The sequence below is a fragment of the Phenylobacterium sp. genome, assembly GCF_036501465.1.
Taxonomy (GTDB): Bacteria; Pseudomonadota; Alphaproteobacteria; order Caulobacterales; family Caulobacteraceae; genus Phenylobacterium.
In genome coordinates, this window is sequence record NZ_DASYAF010000172.1 from 1 (window position 1) to 13194 (window position 13194).

At 69.6% G+C, this 13194-nt stretch carries 11 protein-coding genes; 3 read left to right on the forward strand and 8 right to left on the reverse strand.

Going from position 1 to position 13194, the window contains the following annotated elements; translation table 11 throughout:
• The 3 genes from VGL85_RS20310 to mtnN form a co-directional block, all read right to left on the reverse strand.
• A partial coding sequence (locus tag VGL85_RS20310; protein WP_331590843.1) for a helicase-related protein occupies positions 1 to 1357 on the reverse strand: 1357 nt, incomplete at its 3' end.
• Between the two features lie 41 nt (positions 1358 to 1398).
• On the reverse strand, positions 1399 to 1809 hold the full coding sequence (gene cdd, locus VGL85_RS20315; protein WP_331590844.1) for a cytidine deaminase: 411 nt from the start codon (positions 1807 to 1809) through the stop codon (positions 1399 to 1401).
• 39 nt (positions 1810 to 1848) lie between these two features.
• Positions 1849 to 2601 carry a 5'-methylthioadenosine/S-adenosylhomocysteine nucleosidase gene (gene mtnN, locus VGL85_RS20320; protein WP_331590845.1) on the reverse strand — a complete coding sequence of 251 codons (753 nt, stop codon included), beginning with the start codon at positions 2599 to 2601 and terminating at the stop codon, positions 1849 to 1851.
• 94 nt (positions 2602 to 2695) lie between these two features.
• Between mtnN and VGL85_RS20325 the strand changes: the two genes are divergently transcribed.
• Positions 2696 to 3487 carry a hypothetical protein gene (locus tag VGL85_RS20325; RefSeq protein ID WP_331590846.1) on the forward strand — a complete coding sequence of 264 codons (792 nt, stop codon included), beginning with the start codon at positions 2696 to 2698 and terminating at the stop codon, positions 3485 to 3487.
• Positions 3488 to 3667: 180 nt separating this feature from the next.
• Here the strand turns inward: VGL85_RS20325 and VGL85_RS20330 are convergent, their stop codons facing one another.
• Positions 3668 to 7153, reverse strand: coding sequence for a hypothetical protein (locus VGL85_RS20330; protein WP_331590847.1), 3486 nt, complete (start codon positions 7151 to 7153; stop codon positions 3668 to 3670).
• A gap of 273 nt (positions 7154 to 7426) precedes the next feature.
• Entirely contained in the window at positions 7427 to 8485 is a 1059-nt protein-coding gene (locus VGL85_RS20335; protein WP_331590848.1) for a glycosyltransferase, read from the reverse strand.
• Positions 8486 to 8625: 140 nt separating this feature from the next.
• Between VGL85_RS20335 and rpmB the strand changes: the two genes are divergently transcribed.
• Positions 8626 to 8922: a 50S ribosomal protein L28 gene (gene rpmB / locus VGL85_RS20340; RefSeq protein WP_331590850.1), complete on the forward strand. Its 297-nt coding sequence runs from the start codon at positions 8626 to 8628 to the stop codon at positions 8920 to 8922.
• A 66-nt stretch (positions 8923 to 8988) separates the two neighbouring features.
• Here rpmB and VGL85_RS20345 read toward each other — a convergent pair whose 3' ends face one another.
• Both VGL85_RS20345 and cobT read right to left on the reverse strand, forming a co-directional pair.
• On the reverse strand, positions 8989 to 9735 hold the full coding sequence (locus tag VGL85_RS20345) for a dienelactone hydrolase family protein (protein ID WP_331590852.1): 747 nt from the start codon (positions 9733 to 9735) through the stop codon (positions 8989 to 8991).
• 44 nt (positions 9736 to 9779) lie between these two features.
• Positions 9780 to 11726: a cobaltochelatase subunit CobT gene (gene cobT, locus VGL85_RS20350; protein WP_331590853.1), complete on the reverse strand. Its 1947-nt coding sequence runs from the start codon at positions 11724 to 11726 to the stop codon at positions 9780 to 9782.
• 130 nt (positions 11727 to 11856) lie between these two features.
• Between cobT and VGL85_RS20355 the strand changes: the two genes are divergently transcribed.
• Complete coding sequence (locus tag VGL85_RS20355; protein WP_331590854.1) at positions 11857 to 12036, forward strand: DUF1328 domain-containing protein; 180 nt, start codon at positions 11857 to 11859, stop codon at positions 12034 to 12036.
• 112 nt (positions 12037 to 12148) lie between these two features.
• Here VGL85_RS20355 and VGL85_RS20360 read toward each other — a convergent pair whose 3' ends face one another.
• Complete coding sequence (locus VGL85_RS20360; RefSeq protein ID WP_331590855.1) at positions 12149 to 13180, reverse strand: calcium-binding protein; 1032 nt, start codon at positions 13178 to 13180, stop codon at positions 12149 to 12151.
• Positions 13181 to 13194: the final 14 nt, after the last annotated feature.

A 13194-nucleotide genomic window follows, 5' to 3' on the forward strand; every position in this document is an offset into this window, starting at 1 on the left:
TGGGGTCGGCCAGCCAGTCGGGCCGGTTGGCGACATAGGCCAGCGTGCGGACGCTCGACAGCCGCGCCGCCAGGGTGTCGATCTCGCCGTCGGTGCGGTCGAGCTGGCCGTACTGCTTGGCGATCCAGTCCTCGGGAATCCGGCCCCTATTTGTCGAGTGGGGGCCGGTGGTCAGGTGCAGGAAGAATTCCTTGGCCAGGCCCATGTGCTCGTCGAGCGCCAGCTTGCGGAAGTCCGGCGTCTGGCAGCACTCCCAGAGGATTTCGATGGCGGCGCGGCCCTTGGCGCGGCCTTCGACCTCCGGGTCCTGGGCCAACCTGCGCAGGGTGGTCTCGTCCAACGCCTCGCCGGCCAGCTTCAGGCCCTCGCGCTGCGGAAGCTGCGCCAGGGACTTCATCAGGTTCGGCAGGCCGGCGAAGTCGAGCTTGGAATTGCGCCACTCGGCGCCGGCCACCGGCTCGAAGCGATGCTCCTGCACCGCGGCCACCAGGTCCTCGTCCATCTCCTCGGCCTCGCCGGTGACGCCGAAGGTGCCGTCTTTCTGGTAGCGCCCGGCGCGCCCGGCGATCTGGCCGATCTCCTGCGGATAGAGGAAGCGCGTGCGCTTGCCGTCGAATTTCCGCAGGCCCGCGAAAGCCACATGGTCGACGTCCATGTTCAGGCCCATGCCGATCGCGTCGGTGGCCACCAGGAAGTCGACCTCGCCGGACTGGTAGAGCGCCACCTGGGCGTTGCGGGTGCGCGGGCTGAGCGCGCCCATCACCACGGCCGCGCCGCCGCGCTGGCGGCGGATCAGCTCGGCGATGGCGTAGACTTGGTCGGCGCTGAAGGCGACCACGGCGCTGCGCCTGGGCAGGCGGGTCAGCTTCTTCGGGCCGGCATAGGTGAGGTTCGAGAACCGCTCGCGGGTGATGATCTCGGCGTGCGGCAAAAGCCGGCGCACCAGAGGGGCCATGGTCCCGGCGCCCAGCAGCAGGGTCTCGGCCGTGCCGCGCGCATGCAGCAGGCGGTGGGTGAAGACGTGGCCGCGCTCCGGGTCGGCGCAGAGCTGGATCTCGTCCACCGCCATGAACTCGACCTCGCGGCTGAGCGGCATGGCCTCGACGGTGCAGACGAAATAGTGCGGCCTGGGCGGGACGATCTTCTCCTCGCCAGTGATCAGGGCCACGGCGCGGGCCCCGCGCAGCCCCACGATCCGGTCGTAGATCTCGCGGGCCAGCAGGCGCAGCGGCAGGCCGATCATGCCGGAGGCGTGGCCCAGCATGCGCTCCACCGCCAGGTGGGTCTTGCCGGTGTTGGTGGGACCCAGCACGGCCGCCAGTCTTGGCGGAGCTTTCCCGGTCGGCCGGTCGCTCATGAGCTGAATTTGGGGTGCGCGGGAGAGTCGGACAAGCGGTCCTATCCGCGACGCACCGTCGCCGGGTCGAGGCGGAAGGCGAGCGGCAGCAGCGCCTCGATCGTGCGGCGCTCCGGGGTCCCGTCCGGGGCCAGGCTCACCACCTCGCAGCCGCCCCGCGCCAGCTCGAAGATCTTCTGGCGGCAGCCGCCGCAGGGCCAGACATGGCCGGGCAGGGACGAGGCCACATAGACGCGGGCGAATTCGGCCGTCCCGGCGCTGACCGCCGCGCCGATGGCGCTGGCCTCGGCGCACCAGCCCTGCGGATAGGCGGCGTTCTCCACATTGACGCCCAGGTGGACGCTGCCGTCGGCGCCCTCCACCGCGCAGGCCACCTGCACGCCGGAATAGGGGGCATGCGCGCGGGCCAGCAGGGCGCGCAGGTCGTCCGCGATCTTGGAAGCGTCGGTCATGGCGGGGATCGTCCCGAGGAACTCAAGGGACGGAGACATTTAGGGCGCGAAACGGCCGGCGTCCATCTCCGCGAGCAGCGCCAGCAGCTCCACCACCGCCAGCGCCGCATTGTCGGCCGCCATCTGCGCCATCTGCGGATAGGTCAGGTGGCTTTCCTCGCCGGCCAGGTCCGAAAGCGTGCGGATCACATAGAGCGGCGTGGCCCAGGCGGCGGCCACCTGGGCCACCGCGCCGGATTCCATGTCGATGGCCTGGGCCGCGAAGCGTGCGAAGAGGTCGGCCCTCGTCGCGGCGCAGTTCAGGAAGTAGTCGGCGGTGATCACGCCGCCCAGGCGGACCGGATGCTCCGCCCGCGGCCCGATCCGCGCGGCCAGCCGCGTCAGCACGGCTACGACCTGCGCCGGGACCGGCTGCGGCCGCTCCAGCGCCGGCGCGCCCAGTGGGATCACGCCCGACGCAGTCGAGGTCAGCCGCCCGCCGGCCATGACGCCGTAGTCGTGGATCGCCAGCGCGTCGGCCAGCAGCAGGGCGCCCACCGGCAGCGCCGGGTCCAGCCCGCCCGCCACGCCGCAGAAGATCAGGGTCTTCGCGTCGAAGGCGCTCAACAGCAGGGTGGCGGCGGCCGCGGCGTTGACCTTGCCGATACCGGCCTGCGCCAGGACCAATCCTTCGCCATGGTGGGCGCCGGTCCAGACGTGGGTCGGGCCATGGGTCGTGGGCTCCAGGCCCAGCGAAAGCCGGGCCTGCAGCGCCGCCAGTTCTTCCGCCGTGGCGCACAGGATGCCGATCACGCCGCCCTCGCGAATGTCCGTCGGCGCAACTAGCGGCTTCTCCTTACGCCTCCAACAGGGTTCTATGGGGCGCTGGGAATTCGGGGGACGGGCGATGCGTCGGGCCGCTCTGGTCATCTTGCTGTTGTTGACGGCGGTCGGCTGCCAGCTCGCCAAGCCGGATCCGGCGGCGGAGACCACGGCGCGCGCGCTCTACGACGACTTGCGGCTTGGCCATGACGAGTCGCTGCTCGGACGCCTGCCGGCCCAGCTGCGTACGCCGCCGGCGCTCGCCCAGATCCTGCGCCTGCGCGCACTCATCCCGCCAGGCGAGCCGACCGGCTCGCGGGTGGTGGCCTCGCAGGTCGCCGAGATCAAGAACCGGGGCGCCTCGGAGGCGATCGCCATCCAGTACGACTACCCGGGCCGCACCGCCCTGCTGCAGGTGACGCTCTCGCGCCTGGCCGGGGCGCGGGACTGGCAGATCGCCGGCGTGCAGGTGCGCGCCGCCACCGACAAGCAGCTGGCCGCCAACCGTTTCACCCTGGCCGGCAAGCCTCCGCTGCAGCTGGGCTTCCTGGCCTACGCCGTGCTGGTCCCGCTCTTGATGCTGATCTCGGTGATCAAGGTCGCGGCCACGCCGGGCCTGCGCCACAAGTGGATCTGGGTCGTGCTGTCCTTCGTGGGCGTCTGCAGCCTGAAGATCAACTGGACGACCGGCGTCCTGATGATCGACTGGTATACGGTCCAGGTGGTCGGGGCGGGCGCCGCCAAGGGCGCCTCGCGCTTCGATCCCTGGATCCTGTCGGCGACCATTCCCATCGGCGCCCTGCTGATCCTCGGCGGCCTGGTGGCCAGCCCCCGCTGGGCGCGGAAACCGGCCGCGCCCAGCGCGGGCGAGGGCTGACGCCATCGCGTCGACTCGGCGCGGCTGACGCCGAACAGGGTTTAGAGAGACACGGGAACACGGGCGAAACGAATCATGACCGAATCAGCGACCTCCGCCGATTCGGGATTTGTTCACCGCAACATATTGTATAGCAAAGCTTCCCGGCCACAAGACGGTTAAGCTTGTCCGGCCTGACGGCTACTCCTGAACCCGGTTGAAGGCGCTCTGGACACGCGTACTGACGGCGACCGCGATGATGGTCGTCAGTAACAGGCCGAGCATAGCGAAGAAGGGTTTCCAGCTTGTGGTCAGCGCGCGCGGCCATGCCTCGCATCCCGGTGGCGGCGACGACGGCACGGCGACCTTCCAGGCCTTGTAGTCGTCCAACGCCAGGAAAGGCACCACCACGCTCGCCCCGTACCAGAGGGATACGAACCGCGGCTCAGGGTCGGGATCAGAGCCTCGGGCGGGAATGACCCAGGGGGTCGGACTGCCCGGTTCGACGCCGCTCGTTTCGGTGGTCGGGCGCTCCGACTGGTAGACGAGGCGGCCGCAGTCGTGCGCCGCGCGCGCCGTCATCGAGGCTGCCAGGACCACGAAGGCCATGACGAACACGGTTCGGGCGACGTCGAAGCCGTAGTTCGCCAGCCAGCCCACGCCCAGCATGCCAAGCTTGGTCAGGAAGTGGTGGCGCCAGGACAACATCTCGGTCCGATGGCGCAGCCGTGCGGCTTCGACCGCGTTGGCGGAGATCGCGCGCCCCTCTTCGCGAAGGGCCGACGCCGCTCGCACATAGGGATCCACCGACCAGTAGATTCGGCCGGGTGTCCGGTAGCGGTTGGTGTCGTACATCTGGCGCGCCAGGTACGGGATCGCCATCGGCTTGGAGCGCCGCGGCGAGGGGTAGCCTTCGGATGACGCCCGCAGGACGAACCACAGCACCAGCAGGGCGGCCACGGCGCCAAAATTCCACCAGCCTGAGTGGAACAGCACGACCCACACGCCCCGGATCGCTTCCGGCAGCGAATCCTTAGGGACCCAGAACAGGCCGGCGACCAGCAGGACGATCATCCAGAACACGATCAACCGGGCCGGTCGCTCGATGATGACGCGATAGGTCTGTTCGATCTCGTCACGTTGCCGCAGCCGGTTCTCGACCAGCGACGGGCCGTCTGGGAAGGGATGCGGCGCGAGGGGGCCCGCGGGGTGCGAGCGCGCATAGTTGAAGCCCTCGAGGCTCAAGCCGCCCTGCCTGGGCCAGGCCGGGGGCGGATGACAGAAGGCTTCGGCCCGGGCGTTGCGAAGGTCGATGTAAGGGGTCGTCGGCCGGTCGATGGCGCGGGCGTTGGCCTTGCGCAGCTTCAGCCGTTCCTCCCAACGCAGTTTGCGCGCTTCGAAGTTGGCGCGCTCGAAGGTTTCGAAATCCATGCGGAAGCTGTTGCGGTCCAGGTCTTCCGGACCGGCGCCGAACTGCGGATAGATGTCCAGCCGACCCTCGATCCTGGTGAATTCGGCTTTGATCTTCGGCCCGTACGTGGGCGAGAAAACCACGATGGCGTCGCCGCCGATCTGGCTGTTGCGCAGGATGATGGATTCGGTCACGCGGAGCGCCCGGCGCTCGCACTCCATGATGCTCCGGCTCTGCGCGGCCTTGTCCGGCGGGACCGTCGTCCCGGCCTCTGGGGCTTCCTGGCCGGCGGGCTGCAGCTCTGGCGCCGGCGACGCATGCGGCTCCGGCTCTGCGGCGTCGCCGACCGGCCTCCCGCCGCCCTTGCCGATCTTGTTGGCGAAGATCAGGCTTCCGCTCAGCTTGCCGTTCTCGAAATCCAGGCCGAAGAGATTGTCGCTTTCGCGAAGGTCCAGGTCGCCCTCGATCTCGGCATTGGACAGCCGAAGTGAGGTCGGCGTGCGGCCGCCGAAATCCAGGTCGATCTTCTCGTCGTGTTCCCGCCTGAGCCGCTCGCCCCAGTCCATGGCGATGCGCTTCGCCGTGGCTTCCCAGGCCGCGATATCGGCTTCGGTCGCGCCTTTCGCCGGCGGGAAGTCGAGGGCCTTGTCCTTCCAGCTGTCGTTGTAGGACCGCTTGGGCGGAAAGACGAATTCCGCTTGCACCAGAACCAGGTCGCCTCTGATACGGACCCGGTCGGCCGCGATCACGCCGTCGATCCGCGTCGGGCGCCGGTGCGGCTTGCCGCCATTTTCCATCCTCCGCTGGGCGCCCTGCGAGGGCGCCTCGGCCTTGTCGGTGTCGGCATGGCTGCTCAGCATCACGCTGCCGCCGAAGGTCGCTTCCTGAAGGTCGAGCGCGAAGTCGTCGTCCTTCTGCGGGTCATGGCCCTTCGCCGTCGTCCGCGCTGAGATCCGCAGGTTGTGATAGCGCAGGAGGGCCTCGTGGACCTTGGGGTCCTCCTCCTTCGCGATCCAAGGGAAGGTGTCGAGCACGCGGCCGATGGCCGCCACCGACCGCAGCCGCGCGCCTTCGAGATGCAGCCCGGCCCCGATGCGCGCGTACTTCAGCCGGATGCGGCCCATGGTCTTCAGATTGCGGGCGAATATGTTGCCCTCGACCGCCAGGCTGTCGGCGCGGATGGCCGAGGTGCGCGCCCGCATGGAATCGCTGAGCAACTGGCGCAGGGCGGGCTGGAACCGGGTTTTGCCCCGCTTCCCGGACGCCCCGTCCTCGAAGTCGGTTCGCCCTATGGTCTCGGCCTTGCGCCGCAGCTTGAGTGCGGGCGTTTCGGGTCCGGGATGGAGGTATTCCACCAGCTTGGCGTTGTCCTCGATCAGCTCCTCGATCGCGCTCATGGACTTGTCGATGTCGAGCCCCTCGAGGCCTTTCAATTGTCGGCCCGTCTTCTCGAGCAAGGGCGTCAGCACCTCGCAACCCAGCCGCTCAAGGATGGCCACCGGGCTGCGGATCAGGGCGCGGTTCAGGAACAAAGAGCGTGCGATCACCGCGCCGCGCAGGTTCAGGCCGCCCCAGATGCGCGCCCGGTTCAGGTAGACGTCGTTCTCGAAGTTCGCGAGGCCGAGGTTCAGCATGCCGCGCTCGGCGGCGAAGGCCTCGTCGCGCGGGGGGTTGCCGCGGGGCTGCATGACGCTGTCGGTAGCGTCGAAGACCCCGCCGACCCGGGCGCCGCCGAAGTTCGCCGGCGAGATCATCGTCGTCCGCCGCAGGCGCACGTTCCCGCGTGCGTAGAGCGAGGCCGCGTCGAGGCCGGCCACCGCCGAGCCGGACAGGTCCAGGGTCTGCAGCTCGCAATGGTTGGCCACGATCGGGCTGTCGATCACGCAGCCGACGAACCGCAGCGAAAACGGAATGCGCAGGTTGGCGAGCCCGAGGTTCGGGCAGGCGCCGTCAAGGTCGCTGATGCGGCAGCCGACGATCTGCAGCCCGGCGCGCAGGGCGGTCCGCAGCTGCGCGGCCTCCGAGATGTCTTTGTCGCCGGGTCGAGGCGGCCGCTGCTCGCCGAACGGTCCGGTCAGGTCGAGATAGCCCACCGCCTCGCTGATCACCGCCAGGAGATCGCCCGTGTCCACCACGGGGAACAGGTCACCCGGGTCGCCCTCAGCCAGGCCAATGCCGCGGCATGGCGTATGGGCCAGCACGGCGCGCGCGGCGAGGCTCAGGGTCTCGAAATCGTAGAGGCACAGGTGGGCGGGATGCCCATGCGGCTCCTCCACCTGGAACGCCGCCTGCTCGAAGGGTGCGAGAATCCCGGCGCTTATGAACGGGCTCGAAGTTTGTTGGGGCCTATTCTTGGGCTTCGATCGTTGGCGCAGAACGAATTTGCTGCCGTCGATCCGCTGTCCATGACTCAACGCATACCGAAGCTCGTACTGAGTCACTCGCCGCATGGATGTTTCCCCCGAAGCTCCACTATGGCGGGTAGGAGTTGCGATGCGCAACCGGAAGATCATTTGATGGCGGCCGCACCGCTCGAGGCCCGCCGGCGGTCAGGCGCCGTCCCGCAGCCGCTCCGCCAGCATGCGGTGCTCCGCGGCCTGTTCCGCCCGGCCCAGGGTCTCGTAGAAGACCGCCAGGTTGTGCGCGGCCATGTAGCCGCCGCGGCCGGCCACGGCGCCGTCCAGGTCGGGCCGCTCGCCGATCTCCAGGCAGCGCTTCCAGGCCAGCTCCACGACCGGCAGGAAGTCGCTGAGCGCGCGGTCCGGCTCGCGGCTCGCGGCCTCCAGATAAAGATCGCCGATCACGAAATAGAAGTCCGGCGAATCCAGGAAACCGGCCACCTCGGCGTCGGCCAGCACCAGCGCCTGGGCGAGCCGGTCGTCGGCCTTCAGCGCGATCAGGGCGCGCACCACCAGGGCGTGGCGGAAGGGCGCGTCGGGCGGCGCCAGGCGCAGGGCCTGGGTGAAGGCCTGGGCCGCCTCGGGCGCGCGGCCACGGGCCTGGTGTTCCTTGGCGAGTTGGAACCAGAGGTAGGCGTCCTGCGGGGCTGCCTGCAGCTCGGCCGTCAGCAAGGCCTCGTTGCGCGCGCCCTTCCGCGCCAGGGCTTCGGACGTATAGCCGTCGTGGCCGAGGGTGAGCGCCAGCCTGTGGCGCGGCAGGTCGCTCATCGGCTGCTCGTGTATGCGGCCTGCGTAGCGCACGCCGCGCGGCAGGACCCGGGCGATCCAGGCCTGGCCCGCGCCCTCGACGCCGGGCTGGTCCATGCGGCTCTCGATCCTGACCTCGCCCAGGAAGCCGCCCTCATCGGCGGCGAGCGCCTGCGGCCCCAGCGCCTCGGCCCCGTCGGCGATCCACTCGTCGGCGTCGAGGATCAGGTTCCATTGGGCGTCGGAGCGCTCCAGGGCGGCGTTGCGGGCGGCGGCGAAGTCGTCCGTCCAGGCGGCGTCGAAGACCTCCGCGCCGGCCTCGGCGGCGATCGCCCGCGTGGCGTCGGCCGAGCCGGTGTCCAGCACGATCATCCGCTCCACATGCGGCCGCGCGCTCAACAGGGCCCGCGCGATGGCGCGCGCCTCGTCGCGGGCGATCATCACCAGAGCAAGCCGGGTCAAGTCTCGCGCCTCCCCCTTTGACGCAGAGGCTCTGTATAGAGCCGCCTTACCTTGACGTGGAGGGCGGCCTTCCTCTATATCGCCCGCTCTCGCGCGGGCCCGGCCCGCGGCGATCCCGTTTTCGCGAAGGTATCCGCCCCATGTCGCGTCGCTGCGAACTCACCGGTGTCGGCCCGATGGTCGGCCACAATGTGAGCCACTCGAACATCAAGACCAAGCGCCGCTTCCTGCCGGCCCTGTCGCCCGCCTCGCTTCAGTCCGAAGCCCTCGGCCAGACCTTCCGGCTGCGCGTCACCAACGCGGCCCTGCGCACCCTCGACTTCAAGGGCGGCCTGGACGCCTTCCTGCTGAAGGCCAGCGACGACGACCTCTCGGCCCGCGCGCTGAAGATCAAGCGCCAGGTCAAGGCCAAGCTCGCCGAGCAGGCCGCCGCCTGATAGGCTGACACCCGTGTCGTTCCGGAAAGGGGCCGCTGGAAACAGCGGCCCTTTTCTTTTGCCCGCCTAGTCCTTCAGTACTTCGTCGAACAGCGCGACGAGTTCGGTCCAGTGCCGCTCGGCGCCGGCGGCGTCGTGAACCGGCATGTCGGTGGGCACCCAGCCGTGCTTCATGCCCTTCCAGATCGAGACCTTGGCGTCGAGGCGGGCGTCCTTCAGGGCCGCGTCCAGCCGTTCGCACTGGGCCTCGTCGAAGCTGCGGTCCTCGTCGGCGCCGGCCACCAGGATCCTGGCCTTCATCTTGGGCGCGAGCTTGTGGATCGAGTTGTCCTCGTCGGTGGCCAGGTTGCCGCCATGGAACGAGGCGGCCACCGCGATCCGATCGGGGAAGGTCCCGGCCGCGCGAAGCGCGATGCCGCCGCCCATGCAGTAGCCGGTGACGCCCACCCGGTCGGCCCGGGCCTGCGGCTGCGTCGACAGCCAGTCGAGGTAGACCTTGGTGTCGGCCATCTGGCGCGAGGCGTCGGTGGAGGCGCGCAGCTTCTGGAACAGGGCCACCTGCTCGGGGTCGCCGCCCCGGGCCTTGACGATGTCCAGCGGCGGGTAGGGGCCGGCGCGCCAGAAGACGTCGGGCAGCAGGACGTAGTAGCCGGCCTGCGCCAGCCGCTCGCCCATCTCGAACATCGCCGGCCGGATCGCCGGTGCGTCCATGTAGAGGATCGCCGTGGGCCAGGGCCCGGCGCCGGCGTCGGGGGTGAAGACGAAGGCGCGCGAGTCGCCGTCGGGCGTGGGGATGGTGACGTCGGTCTTCATCGAATACCTCCCTGGAAATCGCTCGTTTTTTGAAATTCGCGCCGCTAGGCGACGGCCCTGCGCACTTCCTTGAAGGTCGAGCGCCGGGGGGCCCCGGAGGGGCCCTGGGTGCTGGGCGGCGGCTCCAGCAGGCCGGCGTTGCGCCGGGTCAGCCGGCGCGGCTCTTCTTCGAACAGCTCGGCGAGCTGGTCGGTGATGGCGCCGGCCAACTGCTCCACATCGACGATGGTCACCGCGCGGCGGTAGTAGCGGGTCACGTCGTGGCCGATGCCGATGGCGATCAGCTGCACCGGGCTCTTGCCCTCGATCTCGGCGATCACCTCGCGCAGGTGGCGCTCCAGGTAGTGGCCGGAGTTCACCGACAGGGTGGAATCGTCCACCGGCGCCCCGTCGGAGATCACCATCAGGATGCGCCGCGCTTCCGGGCGGCCGATCAGCCGCTGGTGCGCCCACATCAGGGCCTCGCCGTCGATGTTCTCCTTCAAGAGGCCCTCGCGCATCATCAGGCCGAGGTTGCGCCGCGCGCGCCGCCAGGGCGCGTCGGCGGCCTTGTAGATGATGTGGCGCAGGTCGTTCAGCCGGCCGGGCTGTGGCGGCTTGCCGGCCTTCAGCCAGTCCTCGCGGGACGACCCACCCTTCCAGGCCCGCGTCGTGAACCCCAGGATCTCGGTCTTCACCCCGCAGCGCTCCAGGGTCCTGGCTAGGATGTCGGCGCAGACCGCGGCCACCATGATCGGGCGGCCGCGCATGGAGCCGGAGTTGTCGATCAGGATCGAGACCACGGTGTCACGGAACTCGGTGTCCTTCTCCTCCTTGAACGACAGCGGCGCGGTGGGGTCGACGATCACCCGTGTCAGCCGCGCCACGTCCAGGATGCCTTCCTCCAGGTCGAAGGACCAGGAGCGGTTCTGCTGCGCTAGCAGCTTGCGCTGCAGACGGTTGGCGAGCCGGCTCACCACGTTCGACAGGCTGGCCAGCTGCTGGTCGAGATAGGCGCGCAGCCGCGTCAGCTCCTCGGCGTCGCATAGCTCCTCGGCGGCCACGACCTCGTCGTGGGCGGTGGTGAACACCTTGTAGGTGACGACCTTGCCCTCGCCCTTCAGGTCGGGGCGCGCCGGCTGCTCGCCCTCGCCCATGTCCGGCGGCTCGTCGGTGTCCTCGGCGTCGGGGTCCTCCTCCGACTGCATCATCTGGCTGTCGGCGTCCTCGCTCTCGCGATGAGTCGCCTCGTTCTCGTCCATCGACGCCTGCTGCGGCGACTGGCCCTCGCCGTCGCCCTCGTCGTTGTCGTCGCTGGCGTCCGGGTCGCCCTCTTCGCCGGAGCTTTCGTCGTCCGACTGTTCCGGCGCGTCGGACAGGTCGTCGCCCATCTTCAGGTCGCGGATGATGGCGCGCGCGATCCGGGCGTAAGCCTTCTGGTCCTGGACGGCCTCGGAAAGCCGGTCGAGGTCGGGGCCGGCCTTGGCCTCGACGTCCTCGCGGAACAGGTCGACCAGCGGCCGCGCCATCGCCGGCGGCTTTTCGCCGGTCAGCCGCTCGCGGACCATCAGGCTGACGATGTCGGCATAGGGCGGATTGGCCAGCGCCTCCATCTGGTTGAAGGCCCGCTTGGCCCAGGCCTGCTCGTGGACGGCTTTGAGGTTTTCTCGAACCCCGCCCAAGGCATTGGCGCCGATCGCCTCCAGCCGGGCCTGCTCGATGCCGTCATAGATCGGCTGGCCCAGCACCGAGGCCGGCCGGGTCTTGGCGTGGGCGGCGGTGTCATGGTGGGCGATGCGCAGCGCCATCTGGTCGGCCAGGCCGCGGATGCGGGCGGCGTCCACCTCGGTCAGGTCGCGCGGCGGATGCGGCAGCACCGCGCGGTTGCCGGAAAGCTGCGGCCCCTCGCCGGAATAGACGATCTCCAGGTCCGGCGACTCGGCCAGCGAGCGCGTCGCATTGACCAGCGCGCGCTTGAAGGGCTCCAGTGGACTTTCCGGGTTCTTGGCCATCGCGGTCGTCTTAGAACAGGTCACCTCCCCCGCAAAGCGGCGGGAAGGGGAGGGCGGGGAACACCGTCCGCCACAGCCGCGTTTGCTTCTGGCAAGCTTCGCAGGCGCGAGGCGTCTAGGAGAGACTGACATGCTGAGGTGGGCCTTGATTTTCGCCGTGGTGGCCCTGATCGCCGGCGCCCTGGGCTTCGGCGGCATCGCCGGCGCGGCCGCCGACGTGGCCAAGATCCTGTTCTTCCTGTTCCTGGTGGGCTTCGTGGTCTTCCTGGCGCTCGGGGTCTTCGCGGGCCGCAAGATCAGCGGCGGCTAGACGACGGCGGGCGCGCCGCCGCCAGACCAAGGGCGCGATGGAGAGCGGAGGGCGCGGCGGCCTTGGGCCCCGCGCCCTTTTCCTTTGGGCCTCGAGCCTCCTGGGCTCGGGCCTAGGCTTCGAAGATCCAGCCGTCCTTCAGGGTGGAGAGGTTGACCCCCACCAGGATCATCTGGTTGCCGCCGCCCATGTCGACGACGGTGTCGGCGCCGACCTGCCTGAGCGTGAAAGTCGTGCCCGGGTCGAGCTGCACGCGGTCGCCCTCGGCCTGGTTGAAGTCCAGCACCCGGTCGACGCCGGCGTCCTGGCTGCCGTGGAAGATGTCGGCGCCGGCCCCGCCGCTTTCGGTGTCGTTCCCGCGGTCGCCGGAGATGAAATCCGCCCCGGCGCCGCCGACGATCACATCGTCGCCCTGGCCGCCGCGCACCACCTCGCCCCCGTCGCCGCCGTGCAGGGTGTCGTTGCCGAGGTTCCCGAACAGGATGTTGCCGCTATGGTGGCCGGTGATCAGGTCGTCGCCCTGGCCGCCCACCAGCCAGTCGCCGCCGCCCGAGCCGCCGTCGATGGTGTCGTCGCCCTTGTTGCCGTTGATGTCGTCGAAGCCGGCGGCGCCGACGATGCTGTCGTCCCCGTCCTCGCCGCGCAGGAGGTTGCCGTCGCCGGTGTTGGCCTGGATGGTGTCGTCGCCGTTGCCGCCGAACAGGCTGTCGCTGCTCCCGCCGCCCTTCATCAGGTCGTTGCCGTCGAAGCCGCGCGCCAGGTAGGTGTGGTCGGCGTTGGGCACGGCGGGCGAGTGGACGTCGTCGACGACTTCGATCACGTCATCGCCCTTCAGCAGGGCCGCGGTGGCGATGTTGCCGTCGTTCTGGGTGAAGGCGTTACCGATCGTGAAGCCGTCGGCCTGGGCGCCGGTGATGCTGAAGCGGCCGAACTCCGTGACCGCGTCGATGCTGGTGACGGTTCCGCCGATGATCAGGGCCGGGGCCTGGTAGATCAGGCCGGAGCCCTGGACTTCCAGAAGGAAGCCGTTCCCCCAGCTCAGGATCTCGCCCTCCGAATTGAGCTCGGAAGCCCGCGACCCGATCAGCTCCTGTTCCGGAAACGCGTCCGTACTGTAGCCGTCGAATAGCTGAACGTGCGCCATGCCTTCCCCCTCCC